At 56.1% G+C, this 21,377-nt stretch carries 23 protein-coding genes, 1 tRNA gene and 1 pseudogene; 20 read left to right on the forward strand and 5 right to left on the reverse strand.

Going from position 1 to position 21,377, the window contains the following annotated elements:
* Nucleotides 1-179: 179 nt before the first annotated feature.
* The 4 genes from Q0802_RS08600 to Q0802_RS08615 all read left to right on the forward strand — a co-directional run bounded on the left by Q0802_RS08600 (nt 180) and on the right by Q0802_RS08615 (nt 3,069).
* Nucleotides 180-1,436, forward strand: a complete 1,257-nt coding sequence (locus Q0802_RS08600) for a flagellin (RefSeq protein ID WP_298916500.1) — start codon at nt 180-182, stop codon at nt 1,434-1,436.
* Nucleotides 1,437-1,508: 72 nt separating this feature from the next.
* Nucleotides 1,509-1,880, forward strand: a complete 372-nt coding sequence (gene flaF / locus Q0802_RS08605; RefSeq protein ID WP_298916503.1) for a flagellar biosynthesis regulator FlaF — start codon at nt 1,509-1,511, stop codon at nt 1,878-1,880.
* Nucleotides 1,877-2,281: a flagellar biosynthesis repressor FlbT gene (gene flbT / locus Q0802_RS08610; RefSeq protein WP_219499313.1), complete on the forward strand. Its 405-nt coding sequence runs from the start codon at nt 1,877-1,879 to the stop codon at nt 2,279-2,281. Before flaF ends, flbT begins: the two co-directional genes overlap by 4 nt.
* A complete protein-coding gene (locus tag Q0802_RS08615; protein ID WP_298916508.1) occupies nt 2,281-3,069 on the forward strand; it encodes a DUF1217 domain-containing protein in 789 nt (262 codons plus the stop codon). The genes flbT and Q0802_RS08615 overlap by 1 nt, the downstream gene beginning before the upstream one ends.
* A gap of 8 nt (nt 3,070-3,077) precedes the next feature.
* On the opposite strand, the gene Q0802_RS08620 is transcribed toward Q0802_RS08615, so the two are convergent.
* Nucleotides 3,078-4,454: a FliI/YscN family ATPase gene (locus tag Q0802_RS08620; RefSeq protein WP_298916829.1), complete on the reverse strand. Its 1,377-nt coding sequence runs from the start codon at nt 4,452-4,454 to the stop codon at nt 3,078-3,080.
* Between the two features lie 54 nt (nt 4,455-4,508).
* Between Q0802_RS08620 and Q0802_RS08625 the strand changes: the two genes are divergently transcribed.
* The 9 genes from Q0802_RS08625 to Q0802_RS08665 are packed head-to-tail and all read left to right on the forward strand — an operon-like array spanning nt 4,509 to nt 9,208.
* Entirely contained in the window at nt 4,509-4,934 is a 426-nt protein-coding gene (locus Q0802_RS08625) for a FlgB family protein (RefSeq protein WP_298916510.1), read from the forward strand.
* A gap of 14 nt (nt 4,935-4,948) precedes the next feature.
* The gene (gene flgC / locus Q0802_RS08630) at nt 4,949-5,341 is read left to right on the forward strand and encodes a flagellar basal body rod protein FlgC (protein WP_298916512.1); all 393 of its coding nucleotides are present in this window, start codon (nt 4,949-4,951) and stop codon (nt 5,339-5,341) included.
* A 49-nt stretch (nt 5,342-5,390) separates the two neighbouring features.
* The gene (fliE, locus tag Q0802_RS08635) at nt 5,391-5,720 is read left to right on the forward strand and encodes a flagellar hook-basal body complex protein FliE (protein ID WP_298916514.1); all 330 of its coding nucleotides are present in this window, start codon (nt 5,391-5,393) and stop codon (nt 5,718-5,720) included.
* 1 nt (nt 5,721) lies between these two features.
* Nucleotides 5,722-5,991: a flagellar biosynthetic protein FliQ gene (locus Q0802_RS08640; RefSeq protein ID WP_298916516.1), complete on the forward strand. Its 270-nt coding sequence runs from the start codon at nt 5,722-5,724 to the stop codon at nt 5,989-5,991.
* 1 nt (nt 5,992) lies between these two features.
* Nucleotides 5,993-6,706 (forward strand): flagellar hook-basal body complex protein, encoded by a 714-nt coding sequence (locus Q0802_RS08645; protein WP_298916519.1) that lies wholly within the window; start codon nt 5,993-5,995, stop codon nt 6,704-6,706.
* Between the two features lie 22 nt (nt 6,707-6,728).
* Nucleotides 6,729-7,514 carry a flagellar basal-body rod protein FlgG gene (gene flgG / locus Q0802_RS08650; protein ID WP_298916522.1) on the forward strand — a complete coding sequence of 262 codons (786 nt, stop codon included), beginning with the start codon at nt 6,729-6,731 and terminating at the stop codon, nt 7,512-7,514.
* Complete coding sequence (gene flgA / locus Q0802_RS08655; RefSeq protein ID WP_298916525.1) at nt 7,511-7,933, forward strand: flagellar basal body P-ring formation chaperone FlgA; 423 nt, start codon at nt 7,511-7,513, stop codon at nt 7,931-7,933. The genes flgG and flgA overlap by 4 nt, the downstream gene beginning before the upstream one ends.
* A 9-nt stretch (nt 7,934-7,942) precedes the next feature.
* Entirely contained in the window at nt 7,943-8,674 is a 732-nt protein-coding gene (gene flgH, locus Q0802_RS08660) for a flagellar basal body L-ring protein FlgH (RefSeq protein ID WP_298916528.1), read from the forward strand.
* Between the two features lie 12 nt (nt 8,675-8,686).
* Nucleotides 8,687-9,208, forward strand: coding sequence for a flagellar basal body-associated FliL family protein (locus Q0802_RS08665; protein WP_298916531.1), 522 nt, complete (start codon nt 8,687-8,689; stop codon nt 9,206-9,208).
* A gap of 140 nt (nt 9,209-9,348) precedes the next feature.
* On the opposite strand, the pseudogene Q0802_RS08670 reads toward Q0802_RS08665, so the two are convergent.
* From Q0802_RS08670 to Q0802_RS08675, 3 genes and pseudogenes are all read right to left on the reverse strand, one after another.
* Nucleotides 9,349-9,513: pseudogene (locus Q0802_RS08670) on the reverse strand (integrase core domain-containing protein); the annotation flags it as partial.
* 835 nt (nt 9,514-10,348) lie between these two features.
* Complete coding sequence (locus Q0802_RS24730; protein ID WP_366523309.1) at nt 10,349-10,456, reverse strand: Arm DNA-binding domain-containing protein; 108 nt, start codon at nt 10,454-10,456, stop codon at nt 10,349-10,351.
* A gap of 246 nt (nt 10,457-10,702) precedes the next feature.
* Nucleotides 10,703-10,788 (reverse strand) — tRNA-Leu (locus tag Q0802_RS08675).
* Between the two features lie 228 nt (nt 10,789-11,016).
* Here Q0802_RS08675 and Q0802_RS08680 point away from each other — a divergent pair.
* Nucleotides 11,017-12,000, forward strand: coding sequence for a complex I NDUFA9 subunit family protein (locus Q0802_RS08680; protein WP_298916534.1), 984 nt, complete (start codon nt 11,017-11,019; stop codon nt 11,998-12,000).
* On the opposite strand, the gene Q0802_RS08685 is transcribed toward Q0802_RS08680, so the two are convergent.
* Nucleotides 11,997-12,800 carry an undecaprenyl-diphosphate phosphatase gene (locus Q0802_RS08685; protein WP_298916537.1) on the reverse strand — a complete coding sequence of 268 codons (804 nt, stop codon included), beginning with the start codon at nt 12,798-12,800 and terminating at the stop codon, nt 11,997-11,999. The genes Q0802_RS08680 and Q0802_RS08685 overlap by 4 nt on opposite strands.
* A gap of 222 nt (nt 12,801-13,022) precedes the next feature.
* Between Q0802_RS08685 and Q0802_RS08690 the strand changes: the two genes are divergently transcribed.
* The 6 genes from Q0802_RS08690 to gltB all read left to right on the forward strand — a co-directional run bounded on the left by Q0802_RS08690 (nt 13,023) and on the right by gltB (nt 21,339).
* Nucleotides 13,023-14,456 (forward strand): NAD(P)-dependent oxidoreductase, encoded by a 1,434-nt coding sequence (locus tag Q0802_RS08690; protein WP_298916540.1) that lies wholly within the window; start codon nt 13,023-13,025, stop codon nt 14,454-14,456.
* Nucleotides 14,457-14,541: 85 nt separating this feature from the next.
* Complete coding sequence (locus Q0802_RS08695) at nt 14,542-15,240, forward strand: hypothetical protein (protein WP_298916547.1); 699 nt, start codon at nt 14,542-14,544, stop codon at nt 15,238-15,240.
* Nucleotides 15,233-15,682, forward strand: coding sequence for a GFA family protein (locus tag Q0802_RS08700; protein ID WP_298916550.1), 450 nt, complete (start codon nt 15,233-15,235; stop codon nt 15,680-15,682). Before Q0802_RS08695 ends, Q0802_RS08700 begins: the two co-directional genes overlap by 8 nt.
* Nucleotides 15,679-16,113: a GFA family protein gene (locus Q0802_RS08705; protein WP_298916554.1), complete on the forward strand. Its 435-nt coding sequence runs from the start codon at nt 15,679-15,681 to the stop codon at nt 16,111-16,113. Before Q0802_RS08700 ends, Q0802_RS08705 begins: the two co-directional genes overlap by 4 nt.
* Nucleotides 16,110-16,793: a hypothetical protein gene (locus Q0802_RS08710; RefSeq protein WP_298916557.1), complete on the forward strand. Its 684-nt coding sequence runs from the start codon at nt 16,110-16,112 to the stop codon at nt 16,791-16,793. Before Q0802_RS08705 ends, Q0802_RS08710 begins: the two co-directional genes overlap by 4 nt.
* 13 nt (nt 16,794-16,806) lie before the next feature.
* Nucleotides 16,807-21,339: a glutamate synthase large subunit gene (gltB, locus tag Q0802_RS08715; RefSeq protein ID WP_298916560.1), complete on the forward strand. Its 4,533-nt coding sequence runs from the start codon at nt 16,807-16,809 to the stop codon at nt 21,337-21,339.
* Nucleotides 21,340-21,377: the final 38 nt, after the last annotated feature.

A 21,377-nucleotide genomic window follows, 5' to 3' on the forward strand; every position in this document is an offset into this window, starting at 1 on the left:
GAACTACTCGATTTAAGCACTCGTTAGCCTTTCCCTTGGCATGTAGGCTGTGCATCCGAGGTCGGGTGGCGCATCGTCATACAACGGCGATTGCATTGGTCAGAAAGACAGTTTCGCTCCAGCGGTTTTCGTTGGGGCTTAATCCACGCAAAGCGTGATTGATCAAAGGAACATGCTTCATGTCGAGCATTCTTACAAACAACAGCGCAATGGTTGCGCTGCAAACCCTCAAGTCCATCAACATGAACCTGGGCAAGGTCCAAAGCGAAATTTCTACAGGTAAAACTGTTGAAAGCGCCAAGGACAATGCTGCTGTTTGGGCGATTTCCAAAGTCATGTCTTCTGACGTTTCTGGTTTTGAAGCGATCTCCGACTCTCTGGCGTTGGGACAATCGACAGTGGGAGTGGCTCTCAATGCCGCGGAGAGCATCACTGATCTTTTGACCGAGATCAAAGGTAAGGTTGTTAACTCGCAAGAAGATAACGTTGACCGTGCCAAGATTCAGACAGATATCGAAGCTCTGACCAATCAAATCTCGTCCATCGCCGGAGCGGCGCAGTTCAATGGTCTCAACCTTCTGTCAAACGCTGGCTATGACGCCGAAAGTGGCACTTCAAGTATTCTTTCGTCGCTGGATCGCTCGGCTACGGGTGTGACGTCCTCGAACATTGACGTTGTCAAGCAGGATCTTTCAACGACAGCAGGCGTCTTCAGCGCAGCTGGTACTGGTACGGCCGCTAACGCAATGACAGCGAACACAGTTGCTGTTGGAGCCGCGCCAGCCGCTGCTTATACAGTTCTGGCCGCTGATGCTACTGCCGGCGTGATGTTCTCAATTGACTCGCTCGAGGGGACCGCTCTGGCTGACTCAATCGTTGTCAGCGTGAATGACGGCGATACGGTCGCGGATATTCAGGACAGGCTTATCACTGCATTGAACTTCGCGGCTGATACACTGGGGAAAGAAATCACTTTCTCAGCCGATGCAACAACTGCTGGTCAGATCAATGCGTCAAATGACAAAGCGGCGGGCGGTGCTGCGAACGCGATTGTAGCGGCCGACATGCAGAAATTGACCGGAGCCACAGACGACGGCAACACGTCAATCGGTGGCAAGCTGTCTCTGCTCAACTCTTTTGATGTGACCTCCGAAGATGGCGCGGCAGCGGCATTGGGTGCTATCGAAGGCTTGATCCAGACGTCGATTGACTCGGCTGCGGTTCTCGGCTCCAGCGGTAAGCGCATCGAAACTCAAGCAGACTTCGTTGGAAAACTGACTGATCGTCTGACCTCGGGCATTGGTGCTCTGGTCGACGCTGACATGGAAGCGGCTTCGGCCAAGCTTCAGGCTCTGCAGACACAGCAGCAGCTGGGTGTTCAGGCTCTGTCGATTGCCAACCAGGCACCGCAGACAATCTTGTCGCTCTTCCGTTAAGCGACTTTTCAAGGGCGCGATATTTCGCGCCCTTGAGACCGTCAAGAATTGAATTTTTGTGAAGGTGGTTTCGTGAACGCTTCAGCCCAGGCACACCGTGCATATGCGCCAGCAGCAGCACCAATAAGAACAGCGCGCAGCGCCGAATACGAAGTCATCGCAAGAATTTCCCATAGAATGAAGAAGGCCATTGAATCTGATGATTTTCCCAAACTGGCCGAAGCACTCTACGAGAACAACAAGCTGTGGACAGCACTTGCGATTGATGTAATCGATGAGAACAATCTTCTACCTGACGAGTTGCGTGCACGCATCGTCTATCTCGCTGACTTCACACGCATTCATACGCAGAAAGTTCTGCGCAAAGAGGATACAGCCGTGCCGCTACTGGAAATAAATGCGATAATTTTGGGTGGTTTGAAACCGAAGGGGGGTAGCGCATGAGTGGCCTCGTCCTAAAGCTTAGCCCCAAAGAACGCGTTCTGATCAATGGCGTTGTCATAGAAAACGGGGATCGACGCAGCAGGCTCGCAATCATGACGCCCGACGCCAATATCCTTCGTCTGCGTGATGCGATCCACCCTGAAGATGCCAAAACTCCGGTACGTCGTGCTTGTTTTGCGATGCAGCTGGTGCTTTCAGGTGACAAGAGCCCAGATGAAGCGCATTTGCCGCTCTTGCGGCAGATCGAAGAATTGAGCCAAGTCTTCACCGACTCCGATAGCCGGAATGTTCTTGCCGAAGCGACGCGAGGACTGGTCGAAAAGCAGCACTATCGCGCCTTGAAGGCGCTAAGAGCCTTGCTTCCGCGAGAGGACAGGTTGCTGGCGGCCAGGCCACACTGATGTTTACACCCGTCATTCCAACAACTGGCCTTTCGGGCTGGCGGTTTCTGCAGCGTACCTATGACGTGCAGTTCGAGGCGTTTAGCCAATCAACACAGTTAAATCGGATCACGGATAACTTCGCTGAGAAAATTGGTGAGATCAAGACCGCTGAGGAGTTGGTTGCCGATCGACAAGTATTAGAAGTGGCGTTGGGCGCGTTCGGGCTGCAAGATGACATCAACAACAAGTACTTCATCCAAAAGATTCTGGATGAAGGAACGACCAACGAAGATTCCCTTGCAAACAGGTTTTCAGACCAGCGTTACGCTGACTTCTCTAAAGCGTTCGGACTGGGCCCCGGTGAGGAATCTAGACTGAAGCTCGACGGGTTTGCGGCGGAGATAATTGAAAAGTTCCGGGCTAATAGTTTTGAAGTGGCAACCGGCGAGCAAGATGACAATATGCGCATCGCTCTTTTTGCCCAAAGAGAACTGGCGGAGCTAGCCGAATCTGATGTGTCCAACGACACCAAGTGGTTCCTGATAATGGGGCAACCGCCATTGCGTTCATTATTTGAGAAAGCGTTGAATTTACCCGAATCTTTCGGGCAGGTAGATATCGACCAGCAGCTGACTGTATTCAAGCAGCGCGCGACATCAGTTTTCGGCAGCGCGGATTTGGAACAGTTTGCTGATCCAGACGCAATTGATGATGTGATCACAAAGTTCATTGTGAGATCTCAATTGGCTGCCTTCAATTCATCCACTTCTTCCGCGTCAATTGCTCTGACTCTTTTGCAAGCTTGATCTTTCCCTTATGCCGCTGACGGCGGTCGGGGGTTTTTGCCAATATGGCCGCCGCTCGCAGCGCTGCGGACCCGTCGTAGGATGAGGTCCAGTTGTGTGAAGCTATTCGCAACGCTTTGCCTCTCTATTTTAGCTAAAAACCCATCCAGCTCTGCCCAGATTTGCATGGCCGCATCAATTTCAGGATCGCTGCCTGTCGAATATAGGCCCGCGCGTATCATCATCGCATTTTGATCGTAGACCGACAAAAGATGTCTGGCATTCAAAATTAGGGTGTTCTCCGCTTCGGTTGCCGCTTCAGGCAAACTGCGTGAAACAGAGCGCAATACATCGATCGCTGGATATCTCCCGCGTTCTGCTATTGTTCTGTCCAAAATGACATGCCCGTCCAAAACACCGCGTAAGATATCGGCGATGGGCTCATCCATGTCGGAACCCGCAACCAAAACACTGAACACGCCGGTTATGTCACCTTGTGTTGATTGGCCCGGACCAGCCCGCTCACACAATGACATAATCAGATGAGCCGTTGAGGGCGGATATCCGCGAAGGACCGGCGCCTCGCCTGCAGCCACTGCGACTTCGCGGTGGGCTTCGGCAAATCGTGTAATGGAATCAGCCAAAAACAAGACAGAATGACCCTGATCGCGAAAGTGCTCTGCAACGGACATAGCAGCCCAAGCGCACCGACGTCGTATCAATGGTGATTGATCGGATGTGGCACAAACAACAATTGCCCTCGCCAAACCATCGGGACCCAGCACCTGCTCGATGAATTGCCGCAGTTCCCTGCCACGCTCACCGATCATGGCAATCACTACGACATCTGCAGTCATGTTTTGGGCCATGTGACCCAATAGACTGGATTTGCCCACACCGGACCCTGCGAAAAGTCCGATTCGCTGGCCTTGGACCACTGGCAACATGGTATTTAGTCCAGCCATCCCGGTATTGAGGCGTTCGCCCAAACCGCGGCGGCCGGCGGGATCCGGCGGTGATCGGCGCAGCGCACGGGCCAAAGCACCCCGCAACAGCGGTTTCCCGTCAAGCGGGTTGCCGAATGGATCAATGACCCGACCGATCCAGGCGTCCGACGGGGCGATTCCTCGAGCCTCCAGAAGGGCAGCTCGATCATTCAAGGCAACGCCTTCGGGACTTTGATCGGGTAATAAAACAAGGAGATCATCGTCCAGTTGCAGCACTTCACCTGAAAGCGGTTCTCCTCGTCGATAAACAACGACCAGATCGCCAATGCGGGCTTTTCCTGCGAGACCGGACACGTGTATCACGCCGCCCTCCACGCGAGTTACGCGACCAATAGCCCTTACAGGATTGAGATCTGTAATCTGAGCAGTCAGTCCGTCAAAGGGCAAGGGCTTGTTCATGGCAATCCTTTTTGGTTCGCACACTCTTTCTAAAGGAATCACAGTTAAGCCTTGATGAAACTGCACGAGGGAGAAGCCCCGATGTTTAAAAATTTGGAAGTCTTCAGGATTTCGCATGCGATGGCGATGCATGCAGGACAAAAGCAGGCGGTTGCGGCGCAAAATGTCGCGAACTCGGATACGCCTGAATATAAGGCGCGCGATCTCGCGCCTTTCGCCGACTCATATCGAAACAACATGTCGAGCAAGAATGCACCCGGTCAGTTGGCGACTCGTGCGCTCCACTTGAATGGGGTCAGCGCGGGCAACGCTGCTCAAGCAGTCGTGGACGAAGATGCAATCGCGTCACCCAATGGGAACACGGTTTCGTTGGAAGGTGAAATGCTGAAATCTCTTGATGCAAAGCGGCAGCATGACCGGGCATTGGCAATCTACAAATCATCTCTTGGTATCCTTCGCACCGCATTGCGGCGATCTTAAGGGGAGAACGTATCATGAACGATTTTGCAAAAGCGCTGACCGTAACCTCCAGCGGGCTGAAAGCCCAGGCAACACGTTTGCGCCATCTCGCTGAGAACATCTCAAATGCTGACACACCCGGCTATCGGCGCAAGCTGGTTTCTTTTGAGACATCATTCAATGCGAACAGTGGTGTTTCTTCGGTTGAAACCGGTCGCGTTCGTCTTGATCGAACGACGTTGGAACGAGTCTATGACCCTTCTCATCCAATGGCCGATGAAACGGGTTATTTTGATGGTTCAAATGTCGATCTGATGATCGAACTAGGCGACGCGCGCGAAGCGCAGCGGAGCTACGAGGCAAATCTGAAAGTGTTTGAACAGACACGAAAAATGTCTTCAGGGCTGATGGATATACTCAGGAAGTAAACTTCATAATCGGCAGTGAAACTGCCATTCGACTACAAGGAGATCCAGAATGGATATGAAAGCTGTTTCAGCAATTCAGAAGTTCACCAACGCGCGCCCGTCGGTCGCTATCGAAAGCTATGCACAGGCACGGCCCGCGACCGAGCCAACGCCCGATGAAACCCCGAGCGTGATGGAATCAATGGGTAAAGTCGCGCTTGATTTTGCCCAGACACTGAAAGAGAGCGAAGAAACTGCAAAAGCGTCAATGATAGGCGATGCAGACCCACATGCCTTGGTACAGGCCCTCGCTCAAACGGAGCTTGCCGTGGAAGCCGCCGTTAGCGTGCGGAACAAGGTTGTCGAAGCCTACCAGGAAATCCTGCGGATGCCGGTCTGATATGCTTAATGAAGTTCTATTCTTCGACACGCTTCGGCAGGGTCTTTGGATTGCCGTGATCATCTCGATCCCCATTTTGACGGCCGCGCTGATCACCGGTGTTTCGATTGGCCTGGTTCAGGCACTTACATCAATCCAGGAGATGACACTTACATTCGTGCCCAAGCTGGCTGCGATCGTGATCGTTTTCTGGATGTCCATGGGTTTCATGACGCAAACTTTGGTGTCTTTTTTTCACGACCGTATCGTGCCCCTGATTATCGGAGGATAAAATGGAGAATGCCGGCTACACCACATTGACGCGCCAGTCCGGGCTCTTGCGGGAAATGCGCATTGTCGCGAACAATATCGCGAATGCGGCAACCACAGGATATCGGCAGGAAGGTCTGGTTTTTTCGGAATATGTGAAATCCATTGACGGTGCGTCCAGTCTCTCGATGGGTCAGGGCAACACGCGTCAAACCTCTTTTCAGCAAGGTGCTTTGACCCAGACGGGTGGAACATTTGATTTTGCGATAGAGGGGGATGGATTTTTTCTGGTGGAGACCCCTTCCGGTGAACGTTTGACGCGCTCAGGTGCGTTTTCACCAAATGCCAATGGCGACCTCGTGACTTACGATGGCTATCGCGTGTTGGATGCTGGTGGTGCCCCGGTCTTTGTGCCGCCCGGAGCGGCAGATGTGGCGGTTTCAGCTGATGGCACAATCTCCAGCGAAGGCAATCCTGTTGGTCAGATTGGCGTGGTTCTGCCAACAAATCCACAAGGGATGGTGCGGGAAGACGGTGTGATGTTCCGTGCCGATGATGGATATGAACCTGCCGAACAAGCTCGTGTTCTTCAAAGGTTCGTAGAGAACTCAAATGTGGATTCTGTGACCCAGCTTACCCGGATGATCGAAGTCCAGCGCGCCTACGAACTTGGCGCAAGCTTCCTTGAAGCTGAAGACGAACGTGTACGCCAGGCCCTTAGGTCGATGTCTCAATAAGTACCAGTAAAGGAGGTGCCAAATGCGCGCCCTGAAAATTGCAGCAACCGGAATGAGCGCCCAGCAAATGCGGGTCGAAACGATTTCCAACAACCTCTCAAACATGAGCACAACTGGTTACAATGCCCGTCGCGCTGAATTTGCGGATCTTCATTACCAACAAATGACGCGCCCCGGCACGATCAGCGCGACGGATGGCACGGTTATGCCCACCGGGGTGCAGCTCGGGTTGGGGGTGAGACCCGCTGCTGTCTCGGTGCAACTCCAACAAGGTTCCTTGAGTGCAACAGGGGGTGATCTTGATCTTGCAATTGAGGGTCAAGGATACCTTGAGGTAACGCTCCCGTCCGGCCTGACGGCATATACGCGCGACGGTGGGCTGAAACGAAATGGTGAAGGACTCATAGTGACTTCCGATGGTTTCCCCGTTGAGCCTCAAATCGTTATTCCGGATGACGCGCGCAGCATTTCGATCAACGCCTCCGGCGAAGTTTTCGCATATTTTACAGATTCTCCTGACGCCCAGTCACTTGGCCAGTTCAACATGACGGGTTTCACAAATGCCAAGGGTCTGGAGGCCCTAGGGAGCAATCTTTTTGGTGAAACCGAGGCATCCGGCCCGCCCCTAGTATCGACGCCCGGGCAGGATGGGTTGGGAACGGTTCGTCAGGGATATCTTGAGGACAGCTCTGTCGACGCTGTCCGTGAAATCACGGAACTGATCGAGGCCCAGCGGGGATACGAGATGAATGCAAAGGTTATTTCAGCGGCTGATCAGATGATGGGCGCAACGACGCAAATCCGATGACCCGGTATTTCGCGTTCATAGTCTGGATGATCTCTTCATCTGCTGTTTTTGCAGAGGTCGTCGTTCCAACCCGCACCATCCGCGCCAATTCTATCATCACAGAGGTGGACGTTGGCACCAAACCTGGTCATGTGGCAAACGGCTTTGATCGCGTTGTCGATGTGATTGGTCAAGAAGCGAAAACGACGCTTTACGCGGGAAGACCCATCCATGTCGATAGCATCGGGCCGCCGGCCTTAGTGACACGCAATCAAATCGTATCGCTGCGGTTTCAGACCGCGGGTCTGATCATTACTACTGAGGGCCGTTCACTGGAACGCGGTGGCGTTGGAGATCGAGTCAGGATCATGAACCTGACATCACGCGCAACGCTATTCGGCCAAATTCAACCCGACGGCTCCGTGCAAGTTCAGAATTAGAGGTTTCATATGAAAGTTCCCTGTTACGCAATGATGTTTGGTTTTGTGCTCGTCACAGCTTGTGGCCGCATGGATCATTTGGGCAAAGCGCCATCGTTTACATCCGCAGCAGAAACCACCGAGCACAATGCAATGATGTCGCCTGGCTTACCGTTGCGTGCAGACGCAAAGGGCCCAACAGAACGAGCGTCACTGTGGTCGGGGGCGCGACAATCGCTTTTGGGTGACCGTCGCGCTGTTCAGCAGGGCGATATCCTGACGGTTGTGATTGAAATTGATGAAGAGGCGGAAATTTCGAACGCGACAGACCGTTCTCGTTCGGGCTCAGAAAGCCTTGGTATTCCAGGTCTCTTTGGCTTGCCTCAACGGATTGATGAAAGACTGCCAGAGGGAGCATCGACCTCAGAAGCTGTGTCTATCAATTCAAGCAGTAGTTCGTCGGGCGATGGTTCAGTCAAGAGAAATGAGAAACTCACCCTACGAATTGCAGCCACAATTGTCGACGTACTACCAAATGGGGTTTTGTCCATTGCAGGCAGTCAGGAACTTCGGGTGAATTTTGAGATGCGAGAGTTGCTGGTCACTGGTTATGTCAGACCAGAAGATATCTCCAGACAGAACGAAATAACATACGATAAGATTGCGACTGCGCGCGTCTCATATGGTGGTCGTGGCCAAATCTCTGACGTTCAACAGCCGCGGTTGGGCCAACAGGTTCTCGACGGCGTCTTGCCATTCTAGGAGTAGCCCTCAATGAAAAAACTACTGCCAATTGTGATGCTTCTGGTTGGGTCGGGGGCCGGCGTGGGCGCGGGTATCTTTCTGCGACCACCTCCGGAACCAGTGGATGTCGCTGTGGAGAAAGAAGAAGGGGCGGAACATGAGAAATCCGTAGAAAAAAGCGCTGATGAACACGAGCAGGCGGCTTCCGATGAACTTGCTACAGATGGCATGGAGTATGTTCGATTACCGAACCAGTTTGTGATTCCTTTGGTCGATAAAGAGCGCGTATCTGCATTGGTTGTCATGACTCTTAGTCTAGAAGTGACACAGGGATACGCGGAAGAGGTCCTGGAAAAAGAGCCCAAGCTCAGAGATGAAATTTTGCGCGTCCTGTTTGATCATGCGACCGTCGGGGGTTTCAATGGTGAATTTGCAAATACTGATAATCTCGATGTAGTAAGACGCAATCTGCGTAAAGTCGTTCAGAATGTGTTGGGACCGGAAATCGGCCATGATGTGCTAATTTTCGAAATTGCGCGCCAAGATTACTAGTGGAGAGAATTCGGTAGCCGCCACCGTGTTGAAGTATTCTATTTGCAGGTCGCCTTCTCCTCCTGAGTTATTCGGCCTTTCAAACGAGGACCTGGCAAGGTTTGGTTGAGCAGCCCCACTTGAGTGGTCCAAATTGAAAGTTAGTGCATGATTGGCCTTTGGTCCATCAAGACGATGGCTTCAGGCGCAGGCGGGCGGTAGCCCAAAGCACTGTGTGGTCGCTTGGTGTTGTAGTGGTTCCTCCATCTTTCGATAATGATTTGGGCCTCACGGAGCGAATAGAAGATTTCACCGTTGAGCAATTCGGTCTTAGGTAGCAAATGCACCAAATTGCCATCTGGATGGCTGGCGAGATCTTGTGTGGAATGGCGGCATGTCGAAACCATTGATTGTTCACACGCTGACAGAGAAGCGGGCCGAGATACTGGGCCAGATTTAAGCATTCGAGGCGTAGTCGCACATGCGAAGCACGATCTGGCGCATGTGAACGCGACGATTGAACTGTTCGCCGCACCTGAGCGGCAGCGTGCCCGGTACATTGTGAGCCATGGGTTCTTCAAGAAGGGCGAGATCGCGGATAGATAGTTGAAACGTATTGCGGCGAAGGTTGGTTTGAAATCCGCCCGGATCGAAACGGGTGAACGACCGGACCGGAGGAGTTCGCCGCATCGCCGAAACCTCATTTGTGTACTCGTATCTGGAACAGTAGAGCATCTTTGATGAGCCTGCCCCGAATAGGCCTCAAGGTCACGCAGGAACTGCCCAAAGACCTTCTCATGGGTAATGGCGGCTCGGTTGGTCACCTTCACTGGCAGCAGTGCCCCCTTGATAGCCAGTGTAGGATCGTTCTCTGCCCGCAGAGTTACTATTGCGAGGCGGAATACGGCAGAAATGGTCCCGCGCAGCTTCTTTGTGGTTTCGCGCCGTCCGCTATGTTCGACCTTCTTGAGCAAGAGCAGGATTTCGGCAGCACTGATTTCGTTGATGGGTCGATGGTGCAAGGGCTCGACCAAAGTATGGGTATACCAGATTTTCTTGCGCATGGTGGCGTCAGCCAGCTCCCGGTCATATGACTGCTGGATGTATTCTTCGGCCACCAACAGGAATGTGGTGCACGCTTGCGTTTCCGCTTCGATCTGTTCAATCCGCTTTTGGACCGCCACCTTCGGCCAAGAGTGAACGCGCCTCGTCTCGCTTTTGACGGGCCTGCACGAGGGTCACATCAGGATATCGGCCATGCGACAACAAGCGCTCTTTGCCCAGATGCCGGTATTTTTGTTGCCAGAGTTTGGAGCCGTTTGGCTACATCAAAACGAACAGTCCACCTCCGTCAGACAGCTTATAGGGCTTTGCCTCAGTTTTTGCCTTACTGATTTTCAGGTCTGTTAGTGCCATTGGGGGTATCGAGCGTTCAGCTATGGTCAAAAGCCTATCTCCAAAACGCAAAAAAGTCCATGAAAATGGATCTTTAAGAGTATCTATGTTCCGGAGAATTGGTGCCCAGGAGAGGACTCGAACCTCCACGTCCATACGGACACTAGCACCTGAAGCTAGCGCGTCTACCATTCCGCCACCTGGGCCGGTGTCGTGAAGTCTGCGTTTAAGCCCAAGTCTGCGAGGTGTCAAACGGAAATTCCGCTAGAAGCTCAGGTGCTGAGAGCGGCGAGATGTTCGACCTGATCTGATGCAAAATGTGCCCTCTGTTCTCATATACAATGGTCAGTTGATCAAAGGGTGCGCGAATTCCACCTTGTTTCAAAGCTTGCACAGAGGTACATCCAGAACGAAGGCGTCATTTGGGGCAGTACATGACTAAACTCGTTACGATCTATGGGGGTTCTGGGTTTGTCGGGCGATACATCGCACGGCGGATGGCCAAAGCAGGTTGGCGCGTCCGTGTGGCCGTACGACGTCCCAATGAGGCAATCTTTGTGAAGCCCTATGGTGCGGTTGGACAGGTCGAACCTGTCCTTTGTAATATACGAGATGACGCCTCTGTACGATCGGTTATGTCGGGTGCTGATGCGGTGGTAAATTGCGTCGGCATTCTGGCTGAAGCGGGCAGGAACGAATTCGACACAGTCCAGGCAGAGGGTGCTACGCGTGTTGCCCGGATCGCTGCCGAAGAAAGCGTCGGCAAGTTGGTCCATTTGTCTGCAATTGGCGCCGATTTGGAATCGGGCAGTGAATACGCACGGACAAAGGCGGAGGGTGAAGCAGGCGTTTTAAACGAGATGCCCACAGCGGTGATCCTGCGACCGTCCATTGTTTTTGGACCAGAAGACCAGTTCTTTAACCGGTTTGCATCCATGACCCGCCTTGGACCGATCCTGCCGGTCGTTGGAGCGGATACGAATTTCCAACCTGTATATGTTGACGACGTCGCGAAGGCGGCAGAGCTGGCATTGACCGAAAGTGTTGAGCCCGGCGTCTATGAACTGGGCGGCCCCGAGGTCGACAGCTTTCGCGGCCTGATGCACCGGATGCTGGAGATTATTCACCGCCGGCGCCTTGTTGCGAACATGCCATTCTTCGTGGCGCGGATCATGGCGTTCGGGTTTGATATGATGCAAACGATCAGTCTTGGCCTCTTTACAAATTCGATGATCACACGCGATCAGGTGCGCAATCTGACAAATGACAATGTGGTTGGTGAAGAAGCAAAGGGTTTCGCCGAGCTTGGCATTCAACCCGTGACCATGGCCTCGGTTCTACCGGACTACCTGTGGCGTTTCCGCCCCTCGGGTCAATATGATGCGATCAAGGACTCTGCGAAAAATCTGCGCACTTAGGCGTAGGCGTAGATCAAAAGAACGACGCCCAAGAGTACCCGATAGACCACGTAAGGCGTGAAGCTGATGCTGCGCAGGAGCCGCATCATCAGTGACAAAGCCACAAGTGCTGCGACAAAGGCGAAGGCAGCCGCAATAAGCCCGTCGCGCGCGATCGCCCAATTGGCCTGCTGGATGACGTCGAGGCTCAATAGTGCGCCCGATGCCAGGATGGTGGGGATCGACATCAGCATTGACAGCTTCGCTGCGCTTTCTCGGTCATAGCCCAGGCGGCGCGCGGCGGTGATCGTGATTCCGGATCGCGAAGTGCCAGGTACCAAAGCCAGTATTTGCGCTAGCCCCATAATCATCGCATCCTTGATGCTCCACGCCTCAGAAGTCTTTTCAGTGGTTCCGATCTTGTCCGCCCAAAAGAGCACTAGGCCAAAAAGCAACATGGTCCAGCCAATGACTGCGACCGATCGCATCGCCTCATCAAGGCCGGTTAACTTGATGATCAAGCCCGCGACAATCACCGGGATCGTTGAGAGGATCAGGCAGAGCGCCAAGAAGGCACCCTGGGTATCGACCCGACCGCGTGCAAGACGGCCCGCGCCCAAAAGGGCGATTTTGACGTCCGCGCGGAAATACAAGACCACGGCAATAAGCGTGCCAACGTGCACCGCCACATCAATCGCAAGACCCTGATCCGGGCCACCTGTCAGCGCAGGCAACAGTACAAGATGTCCAGATGAGCTGACCGGCAGGAATTCCGTCAAGCCCTGTATCGCTGCAACCATAAATAGTTGAAAAAGAGTCATCCGGCATTGTCCAATCGGGTTGAATATCGAGTGGTATAAGCACAGGAAATCAAAAGGAAAGAGTCGAATTAGGACCGATTCGGAGTTATATTCCGGCGATTTCAAGGTATATGCTGCTTTGCAGCGTCAAACTTATTCATTATAGGTCAGTACAGATGACTTTATTTCCAATCGCGATTGGCGTAAGCGTGCGGTTCGGGACTTTTGTGGAGGAATTGGGCAATGGCGGAACAATCCATGTTGAAATTTGTCACTGTCGGGCGGGATATGCCGGAGAAACGCTCCGCCGATCTACGTCGGGAGGATTTCAACGAGATTTACGCGGAGTACGCTGAAGCCAAGGCCGCAGAGCAATCCAGCCGATGCAGCCAATGCGGTGTGCCCTATTGCCAGAGCCATTGTCCGCTGCACAATAACATCCCCGACTGGCTGCGCCTGACCGCCGAAGGGCGCTTGCAGGAGGCCTATGAGGTCAGTCAGGCGACCAATACCTTCCCCGAAATCTGCGGCCGTATCTGCCCGCAGGACCGACTGTGCGAAGGCAATTGCGTGATCGAACAATCCGGCCACGGCACCGTCACCATTGGAGCGGTGGAAAAATACATCACCGATACCGCTTGGGAAGAGGGCTGGGTTCAGCCGATTGCGCCCACACAGGAACGCACGGAATCAGTCGGCATTATCGGGGCCGGACCGGGCGGGCTGGCGGCGGCAGATGTGCTGCGTCGCGCAGGTGTGCAGGTCACAATCTACGACCGCTATGATCGCGCGGGCGGATTGCTGACCTATGGCATCCCCGGCTTCAAGCTGGAAAAGGACGTGGTTATGCGCCGTAACACGCAGCTTGAAGCAGGCGGCGTCGTTTTTGAGCTGAATACCAACGTGGGTGAGGACATCTCTTTTGCTGATCTGCGGGCCCGGCACGACGCGGTGATCATCGCCACAGGTGTCTATAAAACAAGGGAAATCGAAGCGCCGGGCGTGGGCGCGGCCGGTCTTGTGCGCGCAATTGATTTTCTGACGGCCTCCAACCGCAAGAGCTTTGGCGATGCGGTGCCCGAGTTCGATTCCGGTGCGCTTGACGCCAATGGCAAACGCGTCGTGGTGATCGGCGGCGGCGACACGGCGATGGATTGCGTGCGCACCTCTGTCCGGCAGGGCGCGACATCGGTCAAATGCCTCTATCGCCGGGACCGGACGAATATGCCCGGCTCGCAACGCGAAGTGCAGAACGCCGAAGAGGAAGGCGTCATCTTTGAGTGGCTGTCCGCGCCCAAAGGATTTGCAGGCGATCCCGTGACCGGCGTCATGGTGCAGAAAATGCGCCTCGGCGCGCCGGATGCCACCGGGCGTCAGGCTCCCGAAGTGATCGAAGGGGCCGACTACGTGGAAGACGCCGATCTGGTGATCATGGCGCTGGGGTTTGAGCCCGAAGACCTGCCGACGCTCTGGGATCAGCCCGAACTGCCCATCACGCGCTGGGGCACGATCAAGGCGGCTTTCACCACAGGCGCCACCGATCTCAACGGCGTTTATGCGGTAGGTGACATCGTGCGCGGTGCGTCTCTGGTGGTATGGGCGATTCGCGACGGGCGTGATTGTGCCGAGGCGATCCTCGACCGGTTTGGCGCGGCGACGGCCGTGGCAGCGGAGTGATCCCGACGTGCACAGACCATGCACAGGCGGTGCACAGGCTGTGCACCGGGGCGAGGCCTGCGGAAAGATGCAAAGGACATCGATTATGACCTATTCGGGGCGACATGCGGTTCTGACAGTCTGCGCAGCGCTGAGCGCTCTCTTGTCCTTTGGTGCCTCAGCCGCGGCTGCACAGGGTCTGGCCGAAGTTCCGGAAGGGTGCCAGCCCGTGGCGACGGTCCACAAAAACGGCTGCACAACAACAACGATTTCGCAATGCAGCAACGCAACCTGGCAAGCTGTGAGTTATCGGCGGGGCAAGCCGCTTGGCACCCTGAGCTATGACCGCGATTGGGGATTTTTCAAGTGGCAGACCCACGAGTCCAATAAGCTGACACTGGAACTGGTTCCTGGAACCGGAGCGGCCATGAGCCGCGCGGCCCTGCTGGAAACCGGCCGACATGATGCATCCGGTGAATTCCGGTTGACCACCAATATTATAGAGGGTCAGCCCTACATCCTGACCGGCAACACCGAAAAAACCGGGGCGACCGAAGTCATCAGCGGTGAAACCTACACCTTCTACAAGGCGCGTCGGCTGTTCGAGCGCGAAGTCGGCAAGGGAGGGCTGTCGTTCGAAGTCGATGTTCTGATCGCGGAAGACCGGGATCTCATGATCGAGGGCCGCTGGTCGCGCAGTGTCATGGGCGGCAACGAAGAGGTTTTTGAATTTGCCCCCCGCGCCATTGCCCGGCCCGGAGACAGCGGATTTCTGGCCACCTTATCGGAGTACGGCTGTGAGTGAGGCCCCAGATACCCGTTCGGGCCAGTGCATGTGCGGCGCTGTGCGCTTTGTCGCGAAAGAGGTGCCAAAGACGATCAGCGCCTGCCATTGCCAGATGTGTCGCCGCTGGACTGGCTCCGCCCTTTTGGAGGTCAGCGTGCCAGAGGATGCCGTTACATGGGAGGGGGTCGAACACATCGTAACCCGCCAATCCACACCCTGGGCGGAGCGGGCATGGTGCCGCGAATGTGGCTCTGGCGTTTATTTCCGCATGACAGCCGAAAATGAGTTTTCCGGAACGCTGGACATACCTTTGGGTATTTTTGACGACCCGAATGGTTTTGAGATGACCCACGAAATATTCATCGACCACAAGCCAGACAGCTTTGCCTACGCAGGGGAACGACGACAGCTGACGCGCGCAGACTGCGTTGCAAAATTCGATCGGTTGGACAGCGTATGACCGGCCCGTCGATCATAAACGGGCGTTGCCTCTGCGGTGCCGTAACAGTGCAAGCCCATGCGCCAAAACCCATCTTGCGGGCGTGCCACTGCGACATGTGCCGCCAGCACACCAGTGGCATGTTCATCTCGATCGCGACCGAACAAGAGGGCATGGTCATCGACGGCCCGGCGGTGTCGTTTCAGTCATCGGAGTGGGCCGAGCGCGGCTTTTGCGGCACCTGCGGGTCAACCCTTTGGTATGGAACCAAACATGATGGCGCGCGTCATCTGGCTGCGGGCCTTTTCGAGCAGGCAGCGGGGGCCCGGCTTAAGCTGGAATTTTTCAGCGACATGTGCCCGCAGGGCTATGGGCTGAAAGGTGATCACCGGCGTCTGAATACGCGCGAGACCCTTGAGATGTTCGAGGGCAGCGAAGGCGACGAGACATGAGAGTTTTCGCAGCGCTCCTTTTGATCTGTCTTGGCCAGGCCGCAATGGCGGATGGCTCCCGGTTTTACCCACCCGAGGGGTGTACCGGATTCCTGACCGTGCAGAACCGCAGCTGCGAGGTCACCAACTACTGGACCTGCGAAGGCGAGGCAGCGGGCGATCAATGGTCCATTGATTTGGGCCCGGACGGGCCGATCTACCTGTCAAAAATCGACTACGAGACGCAATGGATCGACAGTTACGAATTCTCACCGGTGCTGCGCGAACAGATTGTGCTGCCTGCAAAAGACCCTGCCAGTTTCACCGACCTGTTGCGTGACGGCGTGGATACGTTTGATTTCCAGTTGAGCAGTCCCGAGGGCATCAGCCGAGTTGTCGGCGCCGACCGCATTGTCGAGCGCGGCATTGAAATTGACGGTGAACCGCTGATGCGCACGGAATACGCGGTACGTGTCACGGCGGCAGATGGTACCATGATCTGGGAAGCCGAAGGATACGAGTATATCTCGGAAAAACACCGGCGCTTTTTCACCGGACTGCGCGAGGGGCGCGATCAGAACGGCTCCTATTCCTATGACGGCTCGCCTGTCGACTTCATCTATCCCGGAGAGCCGGGATTTTTCTCCAAGACACCGCTTTACGGATGCGCGGCCTTGACCGTCCGCTATGCCCCGAACTGAAAGGACCTGATCCATGACCAAATATGATGACGCCTGGGTGGCCCGCGAAGAAGCCAAACGCGCCTACTTGTCCGAGAATGGGTTGTACGACACGTCCGAGGAGCATTCGTCCTGCGGGGTCGGGCTGGTGGTGTCCATTGATGGCCGCAAAAGCCGCGGTGTGGTCGAGAACGGCATCAAGGCGCTGAAGGCGATCTGGCATCGTGGCGCGGTGGATGCGGATGGCAAGACCGGGGATGGGGCGGGCATTCACGTGCAAATCCCGGTCGATTTCTTTTACGATCAGGTCAAGCGCACGGGTCACGATCCGCGCGAGGATGAGATGATCGCTGTGGGTCAGGTGTTTCTGCCGCGCACGGATTTCGGCGCGCAGGAGACCTGCCGGACGATTGTAGAAACCGAAGTGCTGCGCATGGGCTATTACATTTACGGCTGGCGGCACGTGCCGGTGGATATCTCCTGCCTGGGCGAGAAGGCAAATGCCACACGGCCCGAGATCGAGCAAATTCTGATCTCCAACGCGAAAGGGGTCGATGAAGACACATTCGAACGGGAGCTGTACGTGATCCGCCGCCGCATCGAAAAAGCGGCATTGGTCGCACAGGTGCCGGCGCTCTACATCGCCTCGATGTCCTGCCGGTCGATCATTTACAAGGGCATGATGCTGGCCGAACAGGTGGCGGAGTTCTACCCCGACCTGATGGACGCGCGGTTCGAGAGCGCCTTTGCGATCTACCACCAGCGCTATTCGACAAACACCTTCCCGCAGTGGTGGCTGGCGCAGCCTTTCCGCATGCTGGCCCATAACGGCGAGATCAACACGCTCAAGGGCAACCTCAACTGGATGAAAAGTCACGAGATCCGCATGGCGTCGGGCGCGTTTGGCGAGATGGCGGAAGACATCAAACCGATTGTTGCCGCCGGATCGTCCGACAGCGCAGCCCTGGACGCGGTCTTCGAAGTGTTGGTGCGCGCGGGACGTAACGCGCCGATGGCCAAAACCATGCTGGTGCCGGAAAGCTGGTCGAAACAGGCCATTGAACTGCCGCAGGCCTGGCGCGACATGTATTCCTACTGCAATTCGGTCATGGAACCCTGGGACGGACCGGCCGCGCTGGCGATGACCGACGGGCGCTGGGTCTGCGCGGGGCTCGACCGGAACGGGCTGCGCCCGATGCGCTACGTGGTAACCGAAGACGGCATGCTGATCGCGGGATCGGAGGCCGGCATGGTGCCGCTCAATGAGGCGGGCGTTGTGGAAAAAGGCGCACTGGGACCGGGGCAGTTGCTGGCGGTCGATATGAAGGACGGCGCGCTTTATCACGACAAGAAGATCAAGAACAAACTGGCCGCCTCGCAGCCTTTCGGTGACTGGGTGGGCAAGATCAATGACCTCGAAGAGGCGCTGGACCATGTGACCGAAACGCCGCTTTTCACCGGGGCGGACCTGCGCCGCAGGCAGGTCGCGGCGGGCTATACCATTGAGGAACTGGAACAAATCCTCGCCCCCATGGCGGAAGATGCCAAGGAAACGCTGGCCTCGATGGGCGATGACACGCCCTCGGCGGTGCTTTCGGGCAAATACCGGCCGCTCAGCCATTTCTTCCGCCAGAACTTCAGCCAGGTGACCAATCCGCCCATCGACAGCTTGCGCGAATACCGGGTGATGAGCCTGAAAACCCGGTTCGGCAACCTCAAGAACGTGCTGGATGAAGACAGCAGCCAGACCGAAATCCTGACGCTTGACAGCCCCTTCATGGGCAATGCGCAGTTCGAGGAATTGCTCTCGCACTTCAACGTCGATCTGGTAACGCTCGATTGCACCTTCACACCCGGGGAGGAAGACCTGAGCGCGGGGCTTGAACGCATCCGGACGGAGGCCGAAGACGCGGTGCGCTCCGGTGCCGGGCATATCGTGCTGACCGACCAGATGTCGGACGCAGGCAAAGTGGCGATGCCGATGATCCTGGCCACATCCGCCGTGCATAGCCATCTGGTGCGCAAGGGGCTGCGGACGTTCACGTCGATCAACGTGCGCTCCGCCGAATGCATCGACCCGCATTACTTTGCCGTGCTGATTGGTGCGGGGGCCACCATCGTCAACGCCTATCTGGCCGAGGATTCACTGGCCGACCGCATCGAGCGCGGCCTGCTGGACATGAGCCTGACGCAAGCCATCGACCGGTACCGCATCGCCATTGATCAGGGCCTTTTGAAGATCATGGCAAAGATGGGCATTTCGGTGATCTCCTCCTATCGGGGAGGGCTGAATTTCGAGGCCGTGGGTCTGAGCCGGGCCATGGTGGCAGAGTATTTCCCCGGCATGACCAGCCGGATTTCGGGCATCGGCATCACCGGCATTCAGAAAAAAGCCGAAGAAGTGCACCGCAAAGCCTGGGCCGGACCGGCCTCCGTGCTGCCCATCGGCGGTTTTTACAAATCGCGCCAATCGGGCGAAACCCACGCCTGGGAAGCGACCTCGATGCATATGATGCAGCAGGCCTGCAACCGCGCGTCTTACGAAATGTGGAAGCAATATTCGGCCAAGATGAAAAGCAACCCGCCGATTCATCTGCGCGATCTGCTGGACATCAAACCCTTGGGCAACCCGGTGCCGATTGAGGAGGTGGAAAGCATCACCTCGATCCGCAAACGCTTTGTCACGCCGGGCATGAGCCTTGGCGCGTTGTCGCCGGAGGCGCATAAGACGCTGAACGTGGCGATGAACCGGATTGGCGCGAAGTCCGACAGCGGCGAAGGTGGCGAAGACCCCGCGCATTTCGTGCCGGAACCCAATGGCGACAACCCTTCTGCCAAGATCAAACAGGTGGCCTCTGGCCGATTTGGCGTCACGGCAGAATACCTCAACCAATGCGAAGAGCTTGAGATCAAGGTGGCCCAAGGGGCCAAACCGGGCGAAGGCGGGCAATTGCCGGGCATGAAGGTGACCGATCTGATCGCGCGGCTGCGCCATTCCACCAAAGGCGTCACGCTGATCAGCCCGCCGCCGCACCACGATATTTATTCTATCGAAGATCTGGCGCAGCTTATTTACGACCTCAAACAGATCAACCCGCGTTGCAAGGTGACGGTGAAGCTGGTGGCCTCCTCCGGTGTGGGCACGATCGCTGCCGGGGTGGCCAAGGCCAAGGCCGATATCATCCTGATATCCGGGCATAATGGCGGTACCGGGGCCTCGCCTGCGACCTCGATCAAATACGCGGGCCTGCCCTGGGAAATGGGGCTGACCGAGGCGCATCAGGTATTGTCGATGAACAACCTGCGCGAACGCGTGACCCTGCGCACCGATGGTGGTTTGCGCACGGGCCGCGACATCGTCATGGCCGCGATGCTGGGGGCCGAGGAATACGGCATCGGCACCGCGGCGCTGATCGCGATGGGCTGCATCATGGTGCGCCAGTGCCAGTCCAACACCTGCCCGGTCGGGGTCTGCACACAGGATGAACGGCTGCGCGACAAGTTCACCGGCTCTGCGGATAAGGTGGTCAATCTGATCACCTTCTATGCCACCGAAGTGCGCGAAATTCTGGCACGCATCGGCGCGCGGAGCCTTGATGACGTGATCGGGCGGGCGGATTTGCTGGCGCAGGTCAGCCGGGGGGCGGCGCATCTGGACGATCTGGACCTCAACCCGCTGCTGATCACCGTCGATGGGGCGGCGGATATTGTCTATGACCGTGCCAAGGCGCGCAACGCGGTGCCTGATACGCTGGATGCGGAGATTGTGCGCGATGCCGCGCGGTTCCTGCAGGACGGCGAAAAAATGCAGCTATCCTACGCGGTGCAGAACACACATCGGACGGTTGGTACGCGCACATCCAGCCATATCGTCAAGCAGTTTGGCATGCGCAACACGCTGCAACCGGATCATTTAACGGTTAAACTATCCGGAAGCGCTGGCCAGTCGCTGGGGGCCTTTGCCGCGCCGGGGCTGAAGCTGGAAGTCTCGGGCGACGCCAATGACTACGTGGGCAAGGGGCTTTCGGGCGGTATGATCGTGGTGCGCCCGCCCATGGCCTCGCCCATCGAGGCGGCAAAGAATACCATCATCGGCAACACGGTGCTTTACGGCGCGACGGATGGCTATCTTTTTGCCGCCGGACGGGCCGGAGAACGTTTTGCGGTGCGCAATTCAGGCGCGAAGGTGGTGATCGAAGGCTGCGGGTCGAACGGCTGCGAATACATGACCGGTGGGGTTGCGGTGATCCTGGGCGATATCGGGGCCAATTTCGGGGCCGGGATGACGGGCGGCATGGCCTATCTCTATGACCCAGAGGGCCGCGCGCCAGCCCTGATGAACATGGAGACGCTGGTGACCTGCCCCGTCACGGTTGATCATTGGCTGGGCGAGTTGGAGGAATTGCTGGAGGCGCATCTGTCGGAAACCGGCAGCCGTCGTGCGTCGGATATCTTGCAGCACTGGGACAGCGAGAAGCAACACTTCCTCCAGATCTGCCCCAAGGAAATGCTGGTGCATCTACCCGCACCACTGAGCATCGAAAACGAGGCCGTTCCCGCCGAATAATACGCGTTGCCGGGCTCCAGAAGCCCGGCGCTGACTGA

It is taken from the genome of uncultured Roseobacter sp. (assembly GCF_947495275.1).
Lineage (GTDB): Bacteria > Pseudomonadota > Alphaproteobacteria > Rhodobacterales > Rhodobacteraceae > Roseobacter.